The sequence below is a fragment of the Acidianus brierleyi genome (assembly GCF_003201835.2).
Taxonomy (GTDB): domain Archaea; phylum Thermoproteota; class Thermoprotei_A; order Sulfolobales; family Sulfolobaceae; genus Aramenus; species Aramenus brierleyi.
Genome location: NZ_CP029289.2, coordinates 332,752 through 346,506, shown reverse-complemented (window position 1 = coordinate 346,506; position 13,755 = coordinate 332,752). Strand labels below are relative to the sequence as shown.

The following is a 13,755-nucleotide window of genomic DNA, read 5'->3' as shown; positions in this document are numbered from 1 at the left end:
TACTATTTAAGAGTTACTTAAAATTTCCCTTATACTTATTTTTTTGAATGTGCTTGGTACTTCTATATCCTTAGTAGACGCAATTAAAACACAACACCAATCCTTATAATCAAAAGGATTTTGATCATGTAAAACATAATATTTTAACCTATTTGGAGACGCATTTTCAATTAATTTAAATTGATCTTCTGATTCAAGAACTATATATATATTATCAGAAATAATTTCCTTCCCTAAAATATACCATTTGACTTCTCTAGATTTTATCTTATCCCAACTATCTGTAGGATTCGAAAGCTTCATTCCTGCTAATGAAGAACCTATTATTTGATCTATCTCCTTCAATTCAATATGATCATTAACTATAAATAACGCATCGCCCTTGGGATAGTAAAAATATGACCTAGAAGAATTACTGCCTAGCAAAATAACAAACACTTTTTCATTGTTATATTTAAGAAAATATTCCTCTACAGACATAATATAGATAAAGTTTCTTAAAATAAATTTTTATGCTTAGCTTAAAGGTTCGCTTAAAATTTTATTTCAATAAAAATAATATCTTTAAAAACTCATATTAAAATAGTGTTTAATTACATTTATCTAAAATTAGAGCAGAATTATAAAAAGACATAAGAGTAAAATCATACATTACTGAAGCTTTTTTAGCATTGTGCCTCCTAATTCTCCTTAAATAAGATGTATTAAGTTTCTAATACAGAGTATACAGTGTATACTCTGGATTACTGTCTAAAATTTCTACATAAAATAATGTAAGCTAGATTAAGTAATAAGCTCTTATTTACACTTATAATTTGATACACTCTACTTTTTTATCGTATTACAAGGTTTTATCCTTTAATTTGTCTAGCACGAATACTCTAGACATGATAATAACGGTTATTAACCAAAAGGGAGGTGTAGGAAAGACAACTACTTCTGTCAATTTAGCTTACGTAGTTTCTAAGACTAAAAATGTTGGGTTATTAGATATAGATCCTGAAGGGGGAACAACGACATCTTTCGGTATGAAGAGAGAAAGAAAAGAGTTACCTTTAGGAAGTAAGAGCGTTAATATCTTTAATGTAGAAGTGTTTCCAGCACATTTAGGATTACTTAAGTTAGAACTCAATGGAGATATAAATGAAATAGTGAATATAATAAAAGAGATATCTAAAAATTTTGATATCTTAGTTATAGATACACCGCCTAATTTAGGCACGTTAGCAGTATCTTCCATGTTAGCAGCAGATAAGATTATTTCACCAGTAGCTCCACAACCATTAGCACTCGAGGCAATAAAAAATCTAGATTCTAGACTACAAAGTATAGGAAAAATAGCTATAGCTTACACTAATTTCTCAAAGAAGGCAACCAACCTAGATCTTAAGAACGTTAAATTTGTTAACATAGCAGTTCCTCAGTCTAGACTATTTATTGATGCATCTAGACTAGGAGTTCCAGCGTCTAGGTATGAAGAGATTAGAACGAAGAGACTGAAAATATCAAAGTACTTTGAAGAGTTAGCAAAGGTGACTCTAGAGTGAGCGAACTAGACTTTTTACTGAATAGGAAAAAATCTATAGAGAATAATGAAGAGAAGAGAGAGAAGAAAGAAGATGCACAGAATAGTATAGAGAAGAACAATACAGAGAAGAAAGAGAATACTCTAGAATATGCAAAAAATAGTCAAGAAAATGAAGAGAAGAGAGAAGAAAGAATAATAGTAAAAGAAGACACTAGAAACAATACTAAAGAATCTAGGGATCCAATAGAAGACTCTATGGAGAAGTTTCTAGATAAAGATCCAAAGATAGGTGTATGGAGTTATCCTGCTTTCCTCGTATTGCAATACTTATACAATACTAAACCTGGATTTAGAATGAGCAAGGTAGCTAAAGAAGCTCTAGAATTAGGGCTAAAACAGATATATCCAGAACTTTTTAAAATAGCTGAAAAAGTTTCAGAAGAAAAGAAAAATAGGTAATATCTCCCTTCAAGGTATTATGTAAAAAAGTTTTGTATAGTCTATATTATAAAGTTTCCAGTCAACGTATTCCAATATAGCCTTATAAAACTCTTCTTTACTATATAGAAAATTGAAAATGGACCAGCAGCATAACTCTTTTCATAATTCGTACGTATTAGTAAGCCTTTTCCAAAACCTCCATATACAGCACAAAATATAGATCCATCGAATTTTTTCTTTTCATAGCCATTTACATCAGCATAAATGTTATCTGCAATAATTTTTGCTCCAAAGTGTGCTATAGCACCAGTTTTTGGTGGGGTCATTATATTTGTAATATCCCCTACTGCAAACACATTATCATAGTCCTTATATTTTAACGTGTATTTATCTACAGGAATAAATCCAGTTTTATCCGTTAGGTTCTCAAATTCTTGTCCTGCCCTTATTGGAGTGTCCAAGAGTGCCATATCGTATGAAACATTTTGGCCATCTTCAGAGTAAATTATCTTAGAGTCTTTATCTATATCTTTTATTTTAAAGCCTCTTATTACATTAATTCCTAATTCCTTACTTCTTTTCCCTAATAGTTCTGCCATAGGTTTCTGAATATCTGGTGGCTGAGAAACTGGATTAACTAACGTTACTTCTGCTTTTGGGAATTTTTGTTTTAAAAAAAATGCAAACTCAAAAGGTGCAGCTGGACATTTTATCACTCCAGAGTAACCTACTACAATTTTTTTACCATCAAATTTATTTATTTGTTCTTTTAACCCTCCTATACCATCTATTGAGTGCCATTGAGGAAATCCCTCTATTTTTTTATTTTCTGCTCCAGCGGCTATAACTAAATAATCATATTCTATTTTTAGACCTCTACTAGTATATACGCTATGATTTTCTATATCGACTTTAGTGGCTTTATCTTTTATTATATTAGATTTAATAATTTGATTTACTGGCCTAATTATTTCTTCTTCTCTTTCTTCACCAAAAGCTACATCTATTATTCCAGGCTGATAAAGATGTAAATCCGATGGTTCTATTACAGTTACATCAATTCCCTTATTCTGAAGTCTATTGGCAACTATACTACCAGCATTTCCTCCTCCTATCACTACAACTTTTGCCATATGCAATTTTTGGTTTTTCACTATTTAAGGGTTACACTAAATGATTTTTATTTTAATTTATAGAAAAATATAATCTAAATAATCAAGTTAACATACTTTGAGGACTAGATTATAATATAAAATAAACACTGTTATAGAAAATTTAGTAGGAAATAAGAATTACACACTGACTAACTAAACATATTATACACTTCAGAAGTATTTTATAATGTGAGAATGAACTTAGAGAGGCTAAAGAAAGGCAAATTAAAACTACTAATCCTGGAATGTTTAAATGAAAAACCAATGCATGCATATGAAATAATGAAGACTATCGAGAAAAAATTCGGTGGCATCTATAAACCAAGTCCAGGTTCCTTGTATCCAGTATTAAAAGGTCTTATGTCTCAAAATCTTATAGGAGTTGAAGAAAAAGACTCCAAAAAAATTTACTATATAACTGAAGATGGCAAAAAAGAATATTTGAGGATAAAAGAAAAAGTAAATACTTTCTTCGCTACTCATAGCGAATATAGAAGATTAGTTTCAGAACTAATAAATTTAGGATTTTTCCTTTATAATTATAAAGATATTCTAGATGAAGAAAAATATAAGGAAATCTCAGAAATATTAAACAATTGTAAGAAGGAAATAGAAAATAGGCTAAATGAACGAAAGTAGTTCTAGAGACTTCTTTACTACACTCAATGGATCATTACCTAGTATAAATATTGTAGGTTCTTTACCGATATCTCCTAGATCTACTATATAAGTGGGGATCTGGCCTTTTTTACGAAAAGCTGTATCTACCATAAAGTTCATAGTATGTCCTTCCTTTTCTCTAGACTCTAGAGGCTCCTGTCTTCTATCGAATATATACACATCATCTAATTTTTTTACTATATTATCATAATATCTTATATCTATAGCACTCCTTCTATCTTTATTATACTTCATTGCAGTTAGCACAACCCTAGCTACATGATCTGAAGCGCCAAAAGCTGGTGGCATACAATATATTGCTCTACTAAAAGCCGAAGTTATTCTGCCAGGAATAGCTGCAACGTCTTTTTCATCTTTAGCGTCAGGTAATGCATATACTATATTCACTCTTATTTCTGGAATTAGCAAGTAAGATTTAGGATTGGATACAAAATAATCTGCGGCTTCTTTTAACTTTAACAAAACTTGATCTCTTTCCGTTTGTTCAACCATACTATCTATTTTTACGTAAACGATTTAAGCTATAATGGTATTAATCATTAATTATGAGAAAGATATATGTTTTTACTACCCCTCCTAGGTCTATAAGCTCTGAAGACTATGAACTCTTCATTCTAGACAGAATAGGAAATAAATTCAACTTAGGAGAGCTACTTGATTACGATAGTTATTCCGAAGGTAATATACAATACTTAATTGGGCAATTTACTGGAGGAAAAGTTATGGTAAAATTTAAAGAACAAGGAGAAGCGGTAGCTCTCATTAAGATATATAAGAAGGGTAGAATATCATATAGATATTAGTAATTCTCCGAATACAACACTAAATAATCCAGATAAAAATATTCCGTCAAAACTACCCATTCCTCCAATACTAACTATCTGTGGACTAGCTTCAATAATTTTCCTTAGATTAAGTAAATCTGCACCTATTAGTGTTCCGAATACACTACCTATATATGCAGAGACTGGAACTAGAATAGGCTGATGCAAAAATAGAATGTAACTGATTATAGTGGAAAATATTGGAGGTATAAGAGGATGCATCACTACCCCTACACCTGGAATAACTTTTGAAAAATATTTAGATATTATCGTTATTAGAATTATATTTATTAAAATAAGAAAAATTTTAGAAACAAGATAAAACAATAAAGTTAAAGATAATAATACGGGAATTATAGCCCCACCAATATTAAAAGCTATCAGCGTAGTAGTATATGAAAGAGAAAGTTTAGGTACATAAAATGGTATACCAAAAACATACACAACATCATAAGACTGAGAAAGATCTTTCTTTCTAACTTCTTTGAGCACCACATTTACTGGACTTAACGCTAGACTTAAAAAAGATAACTCAAATGCAAAAAAATAGCTCAGTTTTTTACTAATACCCACGAATACTAATAAATCCTTAAAATAACCTAGTGCTACTACCATTAAAAGTAATCCAAGCAAAATATAAACTGGCAATAACATTCCTCTAAATGGAGAAAATATAACTATCCTCTTCAAGATTCTCACTAAATATTCTCATAGCATAATTTATTTGCTATGGAAAGATCTTCTTTAGTATTAACATTTATAATATCTACATTACTCTCAATTGATGAAAAGTCATTAAGATTATCTGAATTCCATAAACTTATACCAACAAACTTTCCTCTAGAGAGAAGAGTACAGATAGAAGATTTACAAGTGAAAAGAGGCTTAACATAATCTATTTTTAAAAACGGTATATCTGAAGGAAGAACTAAAACTGGAAATCCTATTGTTGTTACAGCTTCTAATACGTCATTCTCATATCCTTTCCCTGATGTGTAAATTATATTAGGAAAACGTAAAATTAGCTCTTTTTCTATAACATGATTTTTTATTGTAGCAATATAAATATCAGTTGATATTTTTTCAGCCACATTATAAACTCTAGCTATCATTGGAATACTACAGACTTCTAATAATGGCTTTCTAGGAGATAATCTACTACCTTTTCCACCAGCCATTATAACTATTTTCAATCCTAGCTAATTCCTCCTTTACATTATCATTTATTATTCTTTTTTCGGTTTTAACTATAGGTTCCCCTTTTACTAATTTGCCTATGATATAGCCATTTACTTTACTAAGTATTTCTTTTGGATTATCAGTTATAGCTATAAAAGCCCCAGAAGAGATAAATTTTAATGGATCAATATTTAATGCTGCCGTTACTTCGTGAACTTCTCTTCTTAATGGTATAGAGTCTTCTCTAATTGATACTGTCATATTTGATCTTTTAGCTAGTTCAAAAAGTGCTTGTAAAAGCCCACCATCAGTTGTATCATGCATAAATTTCACTAATCTAGAAATAGCTAAAGCCTTAGACTGTACTATTAATTCCTTCTTAAAGGCTTTAGCAGCTTCTATTACTTCATCACTAACGCCTTTAGATCTAAGTAAAGATTGAAACTGAGTAGCTAAAATCCAAGATCCTTCTATTCCTATGTCGCCTATTAAAACTACATAATCGCCATCCTTAACAGAATTGATTTCCATTATCTTATCTGTTTCTCCTAATGCAGTAGTAACTACTATGTCACGATTTATATCAACCACTTCAGTATGCCCTCCTACAACATTACATCCTATTAAACTACAAGCCTCATTTATTCCGTCTATTATATTATTAAGATTGTCTTCTCTTGATAATAATACAGTAGTAAGTACCCATTTACATGCTGTGCCCTTCATATTAACGTCGTTACATGCTACAACCACTGAGAGAAATCCAGAGTCTAGACCAGACTCTGTAATAGGATCAGAATGAATAACTAAATATTTTTTATTAAGTTTTAATACCGCATCGTCTTCACCTAATGCTGGACATATAATGCAATTACCAGATTTTATTCTACTTAAAAACTGCTCAGGGGAAATTTTACCAAAAGACACATTATTTACTTGTGAAAAAATAAAATAAATCATGATGAGCATTGAAGTTGAAGATTTATGGAAAATATATAAAAATAGGGTTGAAGCTCTTAGAGGAATTTCCTTCTCAGTAAATTCTGGAGAAGTATTTTCGTTATTAGGACCTAATGGTGCAGGTAAAACAACTACCGTTAAGATTCTTTCCTGTGTTCTAAAGCCTACTAAAGGTAAAGTGAGTGTTCTAGGCTTTAATATTCCAGAAATGTGTAATGAGGTTAGAAAAATTGTTGGCATAGTCCCTCAAGAATTCCAAGGTTTTTCTGATCTCACAGTGGAAGATAATATAAAATATTTCTCAAGTTTATACGATAAAAAATCAGATATAGACGAGCTTATCGATATTCTAGATCTTAAAAAATACGTTAAAACTAAATTTAAACAATTATCTGGAGGGTACAAGAGAAGAGTTGCTATAGCTTGTGCATTAGCAGGAGATCCTAAAATAGTGTACTTAGATGAGCCTACTGTAGGATTAGATCCAAAATCGAGAAGAAATTTGTGGGATATTGTAAGAGATTTAAAGAGAAGTGGAATAACAGTACTTTTAACAACGCATTATTTAGACGAAGCTGAAATTCTTTCTGATAAGGTAGCAGTGATATATGATGGAAGAATTGTGAGAATAGGAACTCCAAAAGAACTTATGAGTGAATTTAATAAATCTAACCTAGAAGAAGCATATTTAGCACTAATGGAAAGTTTAGGTGAGCAATGATGAAAAATATTTTTTTAACAACAAAAGCCATCATTAAAGATAATCTTAATAGTAAGGAGACCTGGTTCTTTATCATATTTTTCCCAATATTTTTAACACTAATTTTCGCACTAGGTTTTGGAGCAGGTACGCAAGTCCATGAATTTGTTATTATAAATAATAGCCAAGTTGGTAAATTTATAAATGGTAGCCAACTATTTACTGCATTGTATGGGAATAATGAAAAAGAAGCCCTTCTTCACAACTATATTTATGTACAGATTATCAAGGATAATGTATCAATTTATTATCCTCAAGACGATAAATATTTAGTACCGTCCTTACAAGCTTTAATTAATCAATACTATACTAATAACTCACAAATTCACTATTCCTCAGTTCTTAAGTATGGAAACTCATATTATGAATATATAATATCTGGAATGATTGGAGTAGTAGCATTATCAAATGGTATTTTCGGAGTAACTGGAGTAGCATCTGGATATTATAGGGATAGATTGGTAGATAGATTAGCAGCCTCTCCATTGAAGAGTTATGAATGGGTAACCTCATTAGTAATCTATGAGATAATTATTACGCTCATCTCTATTACACCCATTCTAGCATTATCATTATTATTCGGATTTCTACCTTTAATTGGACTTTCTTTCATTGGATTCCTGATAATTTCAACGCTTATGTTTTCTGGTCTTGGTGCAATAATATTTGGATTAACACCAAAAGATAAATTATTTGTTTCTAATGTAGCTGCTAACGTAGTAACTATCCCGTTAATATTTCTTAGCACAGCCTTTTTCTCTATTTATGCATTTCCTTCTAGTCTAAGGGTTGTAGTGCAATATCAACCAGTTTCCGTTATAGATAGCATAATAAGAGACATTATTGTATATAACGTACCTCCGAATCCCTTCTATATCATTTACGTAATATTAGGAACACTAATATTCCTAGCATTAGGTAGTAGATTAATGAAACTAAGAGAATTTGAGTAATGTTAAAACTGAAAATTAGTCCAAGACGGTTTTATTTTAGCTAAGAATGATGATATTCCTTCTTTTGCATTATCGCTAGTAACTTGAGAAATAATGCTTTCAAAAGCATCATCTAGATTATGACTCATATTACTCAAAACTAATCTTTTCATTGATAATAATGCAGTTGGAGAAAAACTCACGAGTTTTGAAACTAAACTATTCGTCTCCTCCTTAATATCTCCATACGAATCTATAAGACCAATATTCTTGGCCTCTTTAGAATCTATCTCTTCGCCTAACATTGCCAATCTTTTAACGTTCCTTAAACCTATTATATAAGGACCTAGTGATACTAATACTGGTGGAAAGACTCCTATTTTACCACCAGGGGCCGCGAATTTAGAGCTTTCTTCAGCAATAACAAAGTCCATGAGTAATAACATCTCTAATGAGGCACCATACGCTACGCCATTAACTTGAGCTATTGTAATCTTATTTATATTTAGTAATTTTTGATACATGGCTTTCATATAGTTAAAAAAAGATATTGCAAATTCCTTATCTTCAGAAGCTTTAAGTAATTCTCTAATATCTGCTCCAGCTCCGAAATTACCGTTTTCCCCATGAATCATTATAAATCTATAAGATCTATTTTTTTCTATCTCAGCCAAAGTATCTAGGAATTCTATCATAAATTTTATATTAACTAAATTATATTTACCGCCCGTATTAAACGATATAACGCAGTAATTATTATGATCTTCTAAGTTTACATACATTATACTTCTTATAGAGAAAAGAGTTTATTATTTTTTTAGATGAAAACGGATAGTATACTCTATTAAATTTTAATATTATATTTTAAAAAGTTGTATAAACAAAAAACATATATGTTAATATTTTTAAACTAATAATCTGATTTTTAATTATGGAGTTTGATCTAGTTTTCATCGTAGTTGCATCACTGATGGCATTATTTTCAATATATTTAATTTACTTAATAAAAAAAGGTATTAATGGACTGGGTTTTCTTGTAGTTCTTTATTTATCTGGTAGCATGGTCGTAATGTTCGCTAGTTTGCCTTTCTTTTTTTCTACACAGAATAAAATAACTGAAGCATTGGTTTTAATGTCAAACTCTTTTTATATGATAATAGGTTTACTAGCTATTTTAGGACTAGTTAAGAAGAAAATTGGTAACATAAGAAATAATCTTACCATATTTGTTTTTGCTCTATTGATGGCAGTTTCTGAAGCTTTAATGGGTGAAACGTTTTACTCCATTTTAACAAAGAGTCTAGGCAATCCACTATTAGGAGTTGAAAACTACTATTACTTTGGCGTGATGGCTACTGAAATGTTATTTACATTAGTATATTTCTTGAAAACAATCAATTTCCCATTAAGAGAATATTTGGCTATACTATTTCCCATAATGATATTTTCTCCTGTCATATTTCCTAATAATATAAAATTTGTTTATGATACCATCTGGGTTACAGCCAGTCTAATGATAGTAGCTACGATAATAATCTACGAGACATTATATAGGGAAAGATTAAAGGCTACACAAGAAACTATGACGTCCCTAGAAATGATGATAATATTTACGTTAATGATGGCTGGTGAATTCGTATATTTTCTGATTGGAAGCTGGTACTTGTTTGATTTTTCTATGATAGCAGGAATGACATGGTTTATTTTTAGAGCAATTTCTGGACCTAGCAAAATAAAGGGAAACTATACGCAGAATGCTAAATGGACTTTTTCATTCATAACATTAACATTTATAATGGAATGGTTTATGGGAGGGGTTTTAGATTTTGCTACTGGAATTTTCGCTCCCAGTATACCAGGATTTATTTCTTCACTATCCCTAGGATACGTAAACCCTTTAAGTTATTATGGTTTAGGCCTATTATTTGATTTAATATCGATAATAGGATCAGTAACTGGTTCTGTATGGTTCCTTATTATGATGGGAACTGAGATGGGAATGCTAGCTGTATTTAGGATTAAGAACCTTAAGAATACTGAAAATAAAATAAGATTTATTCTAATGATTTCAGCTTATGCAATTTACACTATATTTTTACCTACTTTCTCGCCAATAGCTTCTAAAGTACAATATATACCTTATATGTGGTCAATGGGGTTAGGAACTTTAGGACCAGTCTCTCCAAGTGTACTATTAACTGGAATAATAGGCACATATGCTGTATCTGCAGTACTTTCATTTCTCTTCGGAGCAAGACAAATATGTTCAGTAACTTGTACTGCTCCTCTAATGTATCAAGGAACTTTCTATGATTCTCTTAAAACTTTTAATAGATCTTCCAAATTAGGAAGAAAAACGCTCGGAAGTAAATTAAAACCTTGGTTTAAATTAATAGTAATAAGTGTGTGGAGCGCTTTATTAGTTGCTGCAATAATATCTTATCTCAATGAAATAGGTATTCTAAATTTCACTATATTTGGAGTTGATACTACAGTATTTCTATATTCCTTTTATTTTAACGTATTATGGTATATAGTGTTTATATCTATACCATTTATGGGATCATATGCTTGTTTAACACAAGGATGGTGCTCATGGGGAACATTTAATCAATTTATAGGCAGTTTTGGATTCTTCAAGCTACAAGTTAAGGATCCCACTATCTGTTTAAAATGTAAAACTAAGGATTGCGCAAGAGCTTGCCCAGTGGGTCTAACGGATATGGCTGGAAACTTCATAAAGAAAGGCGAATTCAAATCTATGAAATGTGTAGGAGTTGGAGATTGCGTAGAAGCTTGTCCGTATAATAATATAATGTTTCATGATGTGAGACATGTAATTAGAAACTTATTTAGAAGAAAAATTAAATATAAATAATAATCTTTAATATTAGAAGATTTTTTAGTTAATGCTCTTAATTAACTTATTCTAGTTTTTATAACATTTATAAAAGAAAGATATAAATCTGATAAAGAAAAATTGTGCTTTATGAGCACTAGGCCTAATTCACTCGTTACACTTCTGAACTCTATATTTCAACTTGATAAGGATTGGGTATCGAGAATAACTATGGCAATGATAGTAATGAGCCTAATATGGGGGATGCTAGGAATAATAGACGCATTAATGGCAAGAATCCAAGAGGCAGCCTGGGCTACATCAGCCTCTCTAGTTATGACGTCACAAGAATACTATGGAGGAATAACACTACATGGAGTTAGAGATTTATTCGGATTTGCAGTACAATTAGAAATAGCTATTTTTATTTTTCTCTCATATAAATTATTAAATTTCCAACCTAGAGCTAAATGGTTCTTAAACATAGGATTCGTATTATTTAATATAGCTTTTATGTTAATTGAAGGCCCAATAGTCGCATATCCAACTTTCAACGACAATTTCTTCGGAGCCAGTGGATGGTATTATTTAAGCCCATTAGGCATTCCAACTTACTCTAATTATGTACTTAGTCCTTTATGGTTCATAGGTTATGAATTAATGGATATAGGTACTTATATATTTGTAATATGGCTAATATACCATTATTATTTAGTATCAAAGACTACAAAGGAAAAATTGCCTATATTTGCAGTTTTCGCATTAATGACATCATTAATGATAGCTATTGGATGGAGTGGAGAAACTGCTGCAAACACATGGGATATTTTAGCATATTTCGGAATAACAGGTTTGGATCCTATAGCAAATCAGATAGCATTTTGGATCCTAGGACATTCAATAGTTTATATAGTTTGGATGCCTGCAGTAGCTTCTATGTATTATTTGATACCAATGTTAGCTAATAAGCCAATTTACAGTGAAAAAAGTGCTAGGATTGCAGCATTACTATATTTGATATTTTCAAATAATGTGCCTATACATCATTTATATATGGTTGATTTACCAGTCGCAATAAAACTACTTCAAGAAGTATTAACGTATGCAGTAGTAGTACCATCAATGATGACGTTCTTGAATTTATGGGCTACAGTAAAAGGGGCTAATATAAATCTTAATCTAATTAGTGTTTGGATATCAATTAGCTTTGCAGGAGCAATAGCTGCAGGTGTAACTGGAATAGCTAACGCTGATCTAAGTTTTGATTCTATAATTCATAATAGTATGTGGGTGCCTGGTCACTTCCATGCTATGATATTCTGGTCAATAGTTCCAGCAGGATTTGCAACATTGTATTACATGATACCAATGTTAACTGGTAAAATGTGGTATTCTAATAAAATAGGCTGGATTCACATGGTCGGATATATGATAGGAACAGCAATGATAGTAGTAGGTTTTGATGATCTAGGCTTAACTGGACTAATAAGAAGAGCTGAGATATTTCCATTAATACCTACATATATTATACCAGAAGTAGTAGCAAGTGCTGGTGCAGTAATTGCTGACGTAGCTACATTAGGATGGTTAGGCAACCTAGTATTGACATTGTTAAAAGGTAGATCTGCTAATTTGGCTAATGCATCTATTGGAGAAGCAATAAATACAATAGCCATGCAATTAGAAGTTCCAAAAGAAATAACTTCTGGATTAGATAGAATAAATACCAAACTAAATATAATAAAAATAATAAATAAAAGATAAGATTTATGCTAACTTTTTTAATATCTCCTCATTTTCTGGAAATCTTTTTTCCTCATACCTAGAAAAAATTTTGTTTCCATCCAAATATATATCGAATATTCCATTCTTACCTTGTTCTAATTCAACTTTTGCATCATCAAAATAAGAAAGTATATCTCTAGCAAGATCAAGAGCTCTTTCCAAATAACCGCATGGCCTGCAATAAATTATTCTAATGCTTTTCATGTTAAATTGATAAATAAACTAAGATTTTAAAGTTATCGTTATAAAGATCATAAATCGTCTTTAATCGAATTATATTTAAGCTAGTATTCATTATGTTAATGGGAACATGAGAATAGCCATAACATATGATCAAAGTCAGAATCTAAAGCCTCTAGATGAGGCAGATATAATAGCAGTAATAGATGAGGAAAAGAAAGAAGTAGAACAATATGAGAATCCTGCTCATAACGTAAGTAAGGAGGCTGCGATGGGAGTAATATTAGACTTAGGTGTAGATGCTATAGTAGTTAAAAAGCAATTCCTATGCCCAGGTTCTTATATGATGTCACAGGGTAGAATAAAATATATTCCAACTGATTATAAAACGTTGAAAGAAGTATTGGATAATTTAGAGACATTAGAAAAAGGAATAAAGGAAGAATTGGATGAAGAAATGTATGCTGAAGCTTTTCCAGAAGAATAATTTTT

17 protein-coding genes are annotated in these 13,755 nt (G+C 30.8%); 9 read left to right on the top strand and 8 right to left on the bottom strand.

The genetic code is table 11. The features are described from left to right. Window positions 1–6: 6 nt before the first annotated feature. Window positions 7–480, bottom strand: a complete 474-nt coding sequence (locus DFR85_RS17675) for a hypothetical protein (protein WP_110269427.1) — start codon at window positions 478–480, stop codon at window positions 7–9. A 407-nt stretch (window positions 481–887) separates the two neighbouring features. On the opposite strand from DFR85_RS17675, the gene DFR85_RS17670 reads away from it, so the two are divergent. Both DFR85_RS17670 and DFR85_RS17665 read left to right on the top strand, forming a co-directional pair. Further along, window positions 888–1,547 carry a ParA family protein gene (locus tag DFR85_RS17670; protein WP_110269426.1) on the top strand — a complete coding sequence of 220 codons (660 nt, stop codon included), beginning with the start codon at window positions 888–890 and terminating at the stop codon, window positions 1,545–1,547. Beyond that, on the top strand, window positions 1,544–1,987 hold the full coding sequence (locus DFR85_RS17665) for a hypothetical protein (RefSeq protein WP_246252971.1): 444 nt from the start codon (window positions 1,544–1,546) through the stop codon (window positions 1,985–1,987). The genes DFR85_RS17670 and DFR85_RS17665 overlap by 4 nt, the downstream gene beginning before the upstream one ends. 41 nt (window positions 1,988–2,028) lie before the next feature. Here the strand turns inward: DFR85_RS17665 and DFR85_RS17660 are convergent, their stop codons facing one another. Continuing rightward, window positions 2,029–3,102: an NAD(P)/FAD-dependent oxidoreductase gene (locus DFR85_RS17660; protein ID WP_110269425.1), complete on the bottom strand. Its 1,074-nt coding sequence runs from the start codon at window positions 3,100–3,102 to the stop codon at window positions 2,029–2,031. Between the two features lie 216 nt (window positions 3,103–3,318). Here DFR85_RS17660 and DFR85_RS17655 point away from each other — a divergent pair, with 216 nt between their 5' ends. Further along, a complete protein-coding gene (locus tag DFR85_RS17655) occupies window positions 3,319–3,762 on the top strand; it encodes a PadR family transcriptional regulator (RefSeq protein WP_246253056.1) in 444 nt (147 codons plus the stop codon). On the opposite strand, the gene DFR85_RS17650 is transcribed toward DFR85_RS17655, so the two are convergent. After that, window positions 3,745–4,296: a thiamine-phosphate synthase family protein gene (locus DFR85_RS17650; RefSeq protein WP_110269423.1), complete on the bottom strand. Its 552-nt coding sequence runs from the start codon at window positions 4,294–4,296 to the stop codon at window positions 3,745–3,747. The two genes, DFR85_RS17655 and DFR85_RS17650, sit on opposite strands and share 18 nt — an antisense overlap. A 53-nt stretch (window positions 4,297–4,349) precedes the next feature. Here DFR85_RS17650 and DFR85_RS17645 point away from each other — a divergent pair, with 53 nt between their 5' ends. After that, the gene (locus DFR85_RS17645) at window positions 4,350–4,607 is read left to right on the top strand and encodes a hypothetical protein (protein WP_110269422.1); all 258 of its coding nucleotides are present in this window, start codon (window positions 4,350–4,352) and stop codon (window positions 4,605–4,607) included. On the opposite strand, the gene DFR85_RS17640 is transcribed toward DFR85_RS17645, so the two are convergent. From DFR85_RS17640 to DFR85_RS17630, 3 genes are read right to left on the bottom strand one after another with little or no spacing between them, the layout of a single operon-like run. Next, entirely contained in the window at window positions 4,593–5,318 is a 726-nt protein-coding gene (locus tag DFR85_RS17640; protein WP_110271751.1) for a DUF1614 domain-containing protein, read from the bottom strand. The two genes, DFR85_RS17645 and DFR85_RS17640, sit on opposite strands and share 15 nt — an antisense overlap. Before the next feature lie 8 nt (window positions 5,319–5,326). Further along, window positions 5,327–5,821: an NTP transferase domain-containing protein gene (locus DFR85_RS17635; protein WP_246252970.1), complete on the bottom strand. Its 495-nt coding sequence runs from the start codon at window positions 5,819–5,821 to the stop codon at window positions 5,327–5,329. Further along, on the bottom strand, window positions 5,787–6,776 hold the full coding sequence (locus DFR85_RS17630) for an AIR synthase-related protein (protein WP_246252969.1): 990 nt from the start codon (window positions 6,774–6,776) through the stop codon (window positions 5,787–5,789). Before DFR85_RS17630 ends, DFR85_RS17635 begins: the two co-directional genes overlap by 35 nt. On the opposite strand from DFR85_RS17630, the gene DFR85_RS17625 reads away from it, so the two are divergent. Beyond that, the gene (locus DFR85_RS17625) at window positions 6,766–7,488 is read left to right on the top strand and encodes an ABC transporter ATP-binding protein (protein WP_432417922.1); all 723 of its coding nucleotides are present in this window, start codon (window positions 6,766–6,768) and stop codon (window positions 7,486–7,488) included. The genes DFR85_RS17630 and DFR85_RS17625 overlap by 11 nt on opposite strands. Next, the gene (locus tag DFR85_RS17620) at window positions 7,488–8,480 is read left to right on the top strand and encodes an ABC transporter permease (protein ID WP_110271747.1); all 993 of its coding nucleotides are present in this window, start codon (window positions 7,488–7,490) and stop codon (window positions 8,478–8,480) included. The genes DFR85_RS17625 and DFR85_RS17620 overlap by 1 nt, the downstream gene beginning before the upstream one ends. A gap of 2 nt (window positions 8,481–8,482) precedes the next feature. On the opposite strand, the gene DFR85_RS17615 is transcribed toward DFR85_RS17620, so the two are convergent. Further along, the gene (locus DFR85_RS17615) at window positions 8,483–9,241 is read right to left on the bottom strand and encodes an enoyl-CoA hydratase/isomerase family protein (RefSeq protein WP_110269421.1); all 759 of its coding nucleotides are present in this window, start codon (window positions 9,239–9,241) and stop codon (window positions 8,483–8,485) included. A gap of 149 nt (window positions 9,242–9,390) precedes the next feature. On the opposite strand from DFR85_RS17615, the gene DFR85_RS17610 reads away from it, so the two are divergent. Together DFR85_RS17610 and DFR85_RS17605 are read left to right on the top strand one after the other, a co-directional pair. Then, window positions 9,391–11,337: a 4Fe-4S binding protein gene (locus tag DFR85_RS17610; RefSeq protein ID WP_110269420.1), complete on the top strand. Its 1,947-nt coding sequence runs from the start codon at window positions 9,391–9,393 to the stop codon at window positions 11,335–11,337. Between the two features lie 111 nt (window positions 11,338–11,448). Further along, window positions 11,449–13,062, top strand: coding sequence for a cbb3-type cytochrome c oxidase subunit I (locus DFR85_RS17605; protein ID WP_110269419.1), 1,614 nt, complete (start codon window positions 11,449–11,451; stop codon window positions 13,060–13,062). 3 nt (window positions 13,063–13,065) lie between these two features. On the opposite strand, the gene DFR85_RS17600 is transcribed toward DFR85_RS17605, so the two are convergent. After that, on the bottom strand, window positions 13,066–13,287 hold the full coding sequence (locus tag DFR85_RS17600; protein ID WP_110269418.1) for an Rdx family protein: 222 nt from the start codon (window positions 13,285–13,287) through the stop codon (window positions 13,066–13,068). A gap of 106 nt (window positions 13,288–13,393) precedes the next feature. Between DFR85_RS17600 and DFR85_RS17595 the strand changes: the two genes are divergently transcribed. Next, window positions 13,394–13,750, top strand: coding sequence for a NifB/NifX family molybdenum-iron cluster-binding protein (locus tag DFR85_RS17595; RefSeq protein ID WP_110269417.1), 357 nt, complete (start codon window positions 13,394–13,396; stop codon window positions 13,748–13,750). The last annotated feature ends 5 nt before the right edge of the window (window positions 13,751–13,755 follow it).

Coding starts and splice junctions, on each gene's coding strand:
- DFR85_RS17675 (WP_110269427.1), bottom strand. CDS start 480: ATGTCTGTAGAGGAATATTTTCTTAAATATAACAATGAAAAAGTGTTT.
- DFR85_RS17670 (WP_110269426.1), top strand. CDS start 888: ATGATAATAACGGTTATTAACCAAAAGGGAGGTGTAGGAAAGACAACT.
- DFR85_RS17660 (WP_110269425.1), bottom strand. CDS start 3,102: ATGGCAAAAGTTGTAGTGATAGGAGGAGGAAATGCTGGTAGTATAGTT.
- DFR85_RS17655 (WP_246253056.1), top strand. CDS start 3,319: ATGAACTTAGAGAGGCTAAAGAAAGGCAAATTAAAACTACTAATCCTG.
- DFR85_RS17650 (WP_110269423.1), bottom strand. CDS start 4,296: ATGGTTGAACAAACGGAAAGAGATCAAGTTTTGTTAAAGTTAAAAGAA.
- DFR85_RS17645 (WP_110269422.1), top strand. CDS start 4,350: ATGAGAAAGATATATGTTTTTACTACCCCTCCTAGGTCTATAAGCTCT.
- DFR85_RS17625 (WP_432417922.1), top strand. CDS start 6,766: ATGATGAGCATTGAAGTTGAAGATTTATGGAAAATATATAAAAATAGG.
- DFR85_RS17630 (WP_246252969.1), bottom strand. CDS start 6,776: ATGCTCATCATGATTTATTTTATTTTTTCACAAGTAAATAATGTGTCT.
- DFR85_RS17620 (WP_110271747.1), top strand. CDS start 7,488: ATGAAAAATATTTTTTTAACAACAAAAGCCATCATTAAAGATAATCTT.
- DFR85_RS17615 (WP_110269421.1), bottom strand. CDS start 9,241: ATGTATGTAAACTTAGAAGATCATAATAATTACTGCGTTATATCGTTT.
- DFR85_RS17610 (WP_110269420.1), top strand. CDS start 9,391: ATGGAGTTTGATCTAGTTTTCATCGTAGTTGCATCACTGATGGCATTA.
- DFR85_RS17605 (WP_110269419.1), top strand. CDS start 11,449: ATGAGCACTAGGCCTAATTCACTCGTTACACTTCTGAACTCTATATTT.
- DFR85_RS17600 (WP_110269418.1), bottom strand. CDS start 13,287: ATGAAAAGCATTAGAATAATTTATTGCAGGCCATGCGGTTATTTGGAA.
- DFR85_RS17595 (WP_110269417.1), top strand. CDS start 13,394: ATGAGAATAGCCATAACATATGATCAAAGTCAGAATCTAAAGCCTCTA.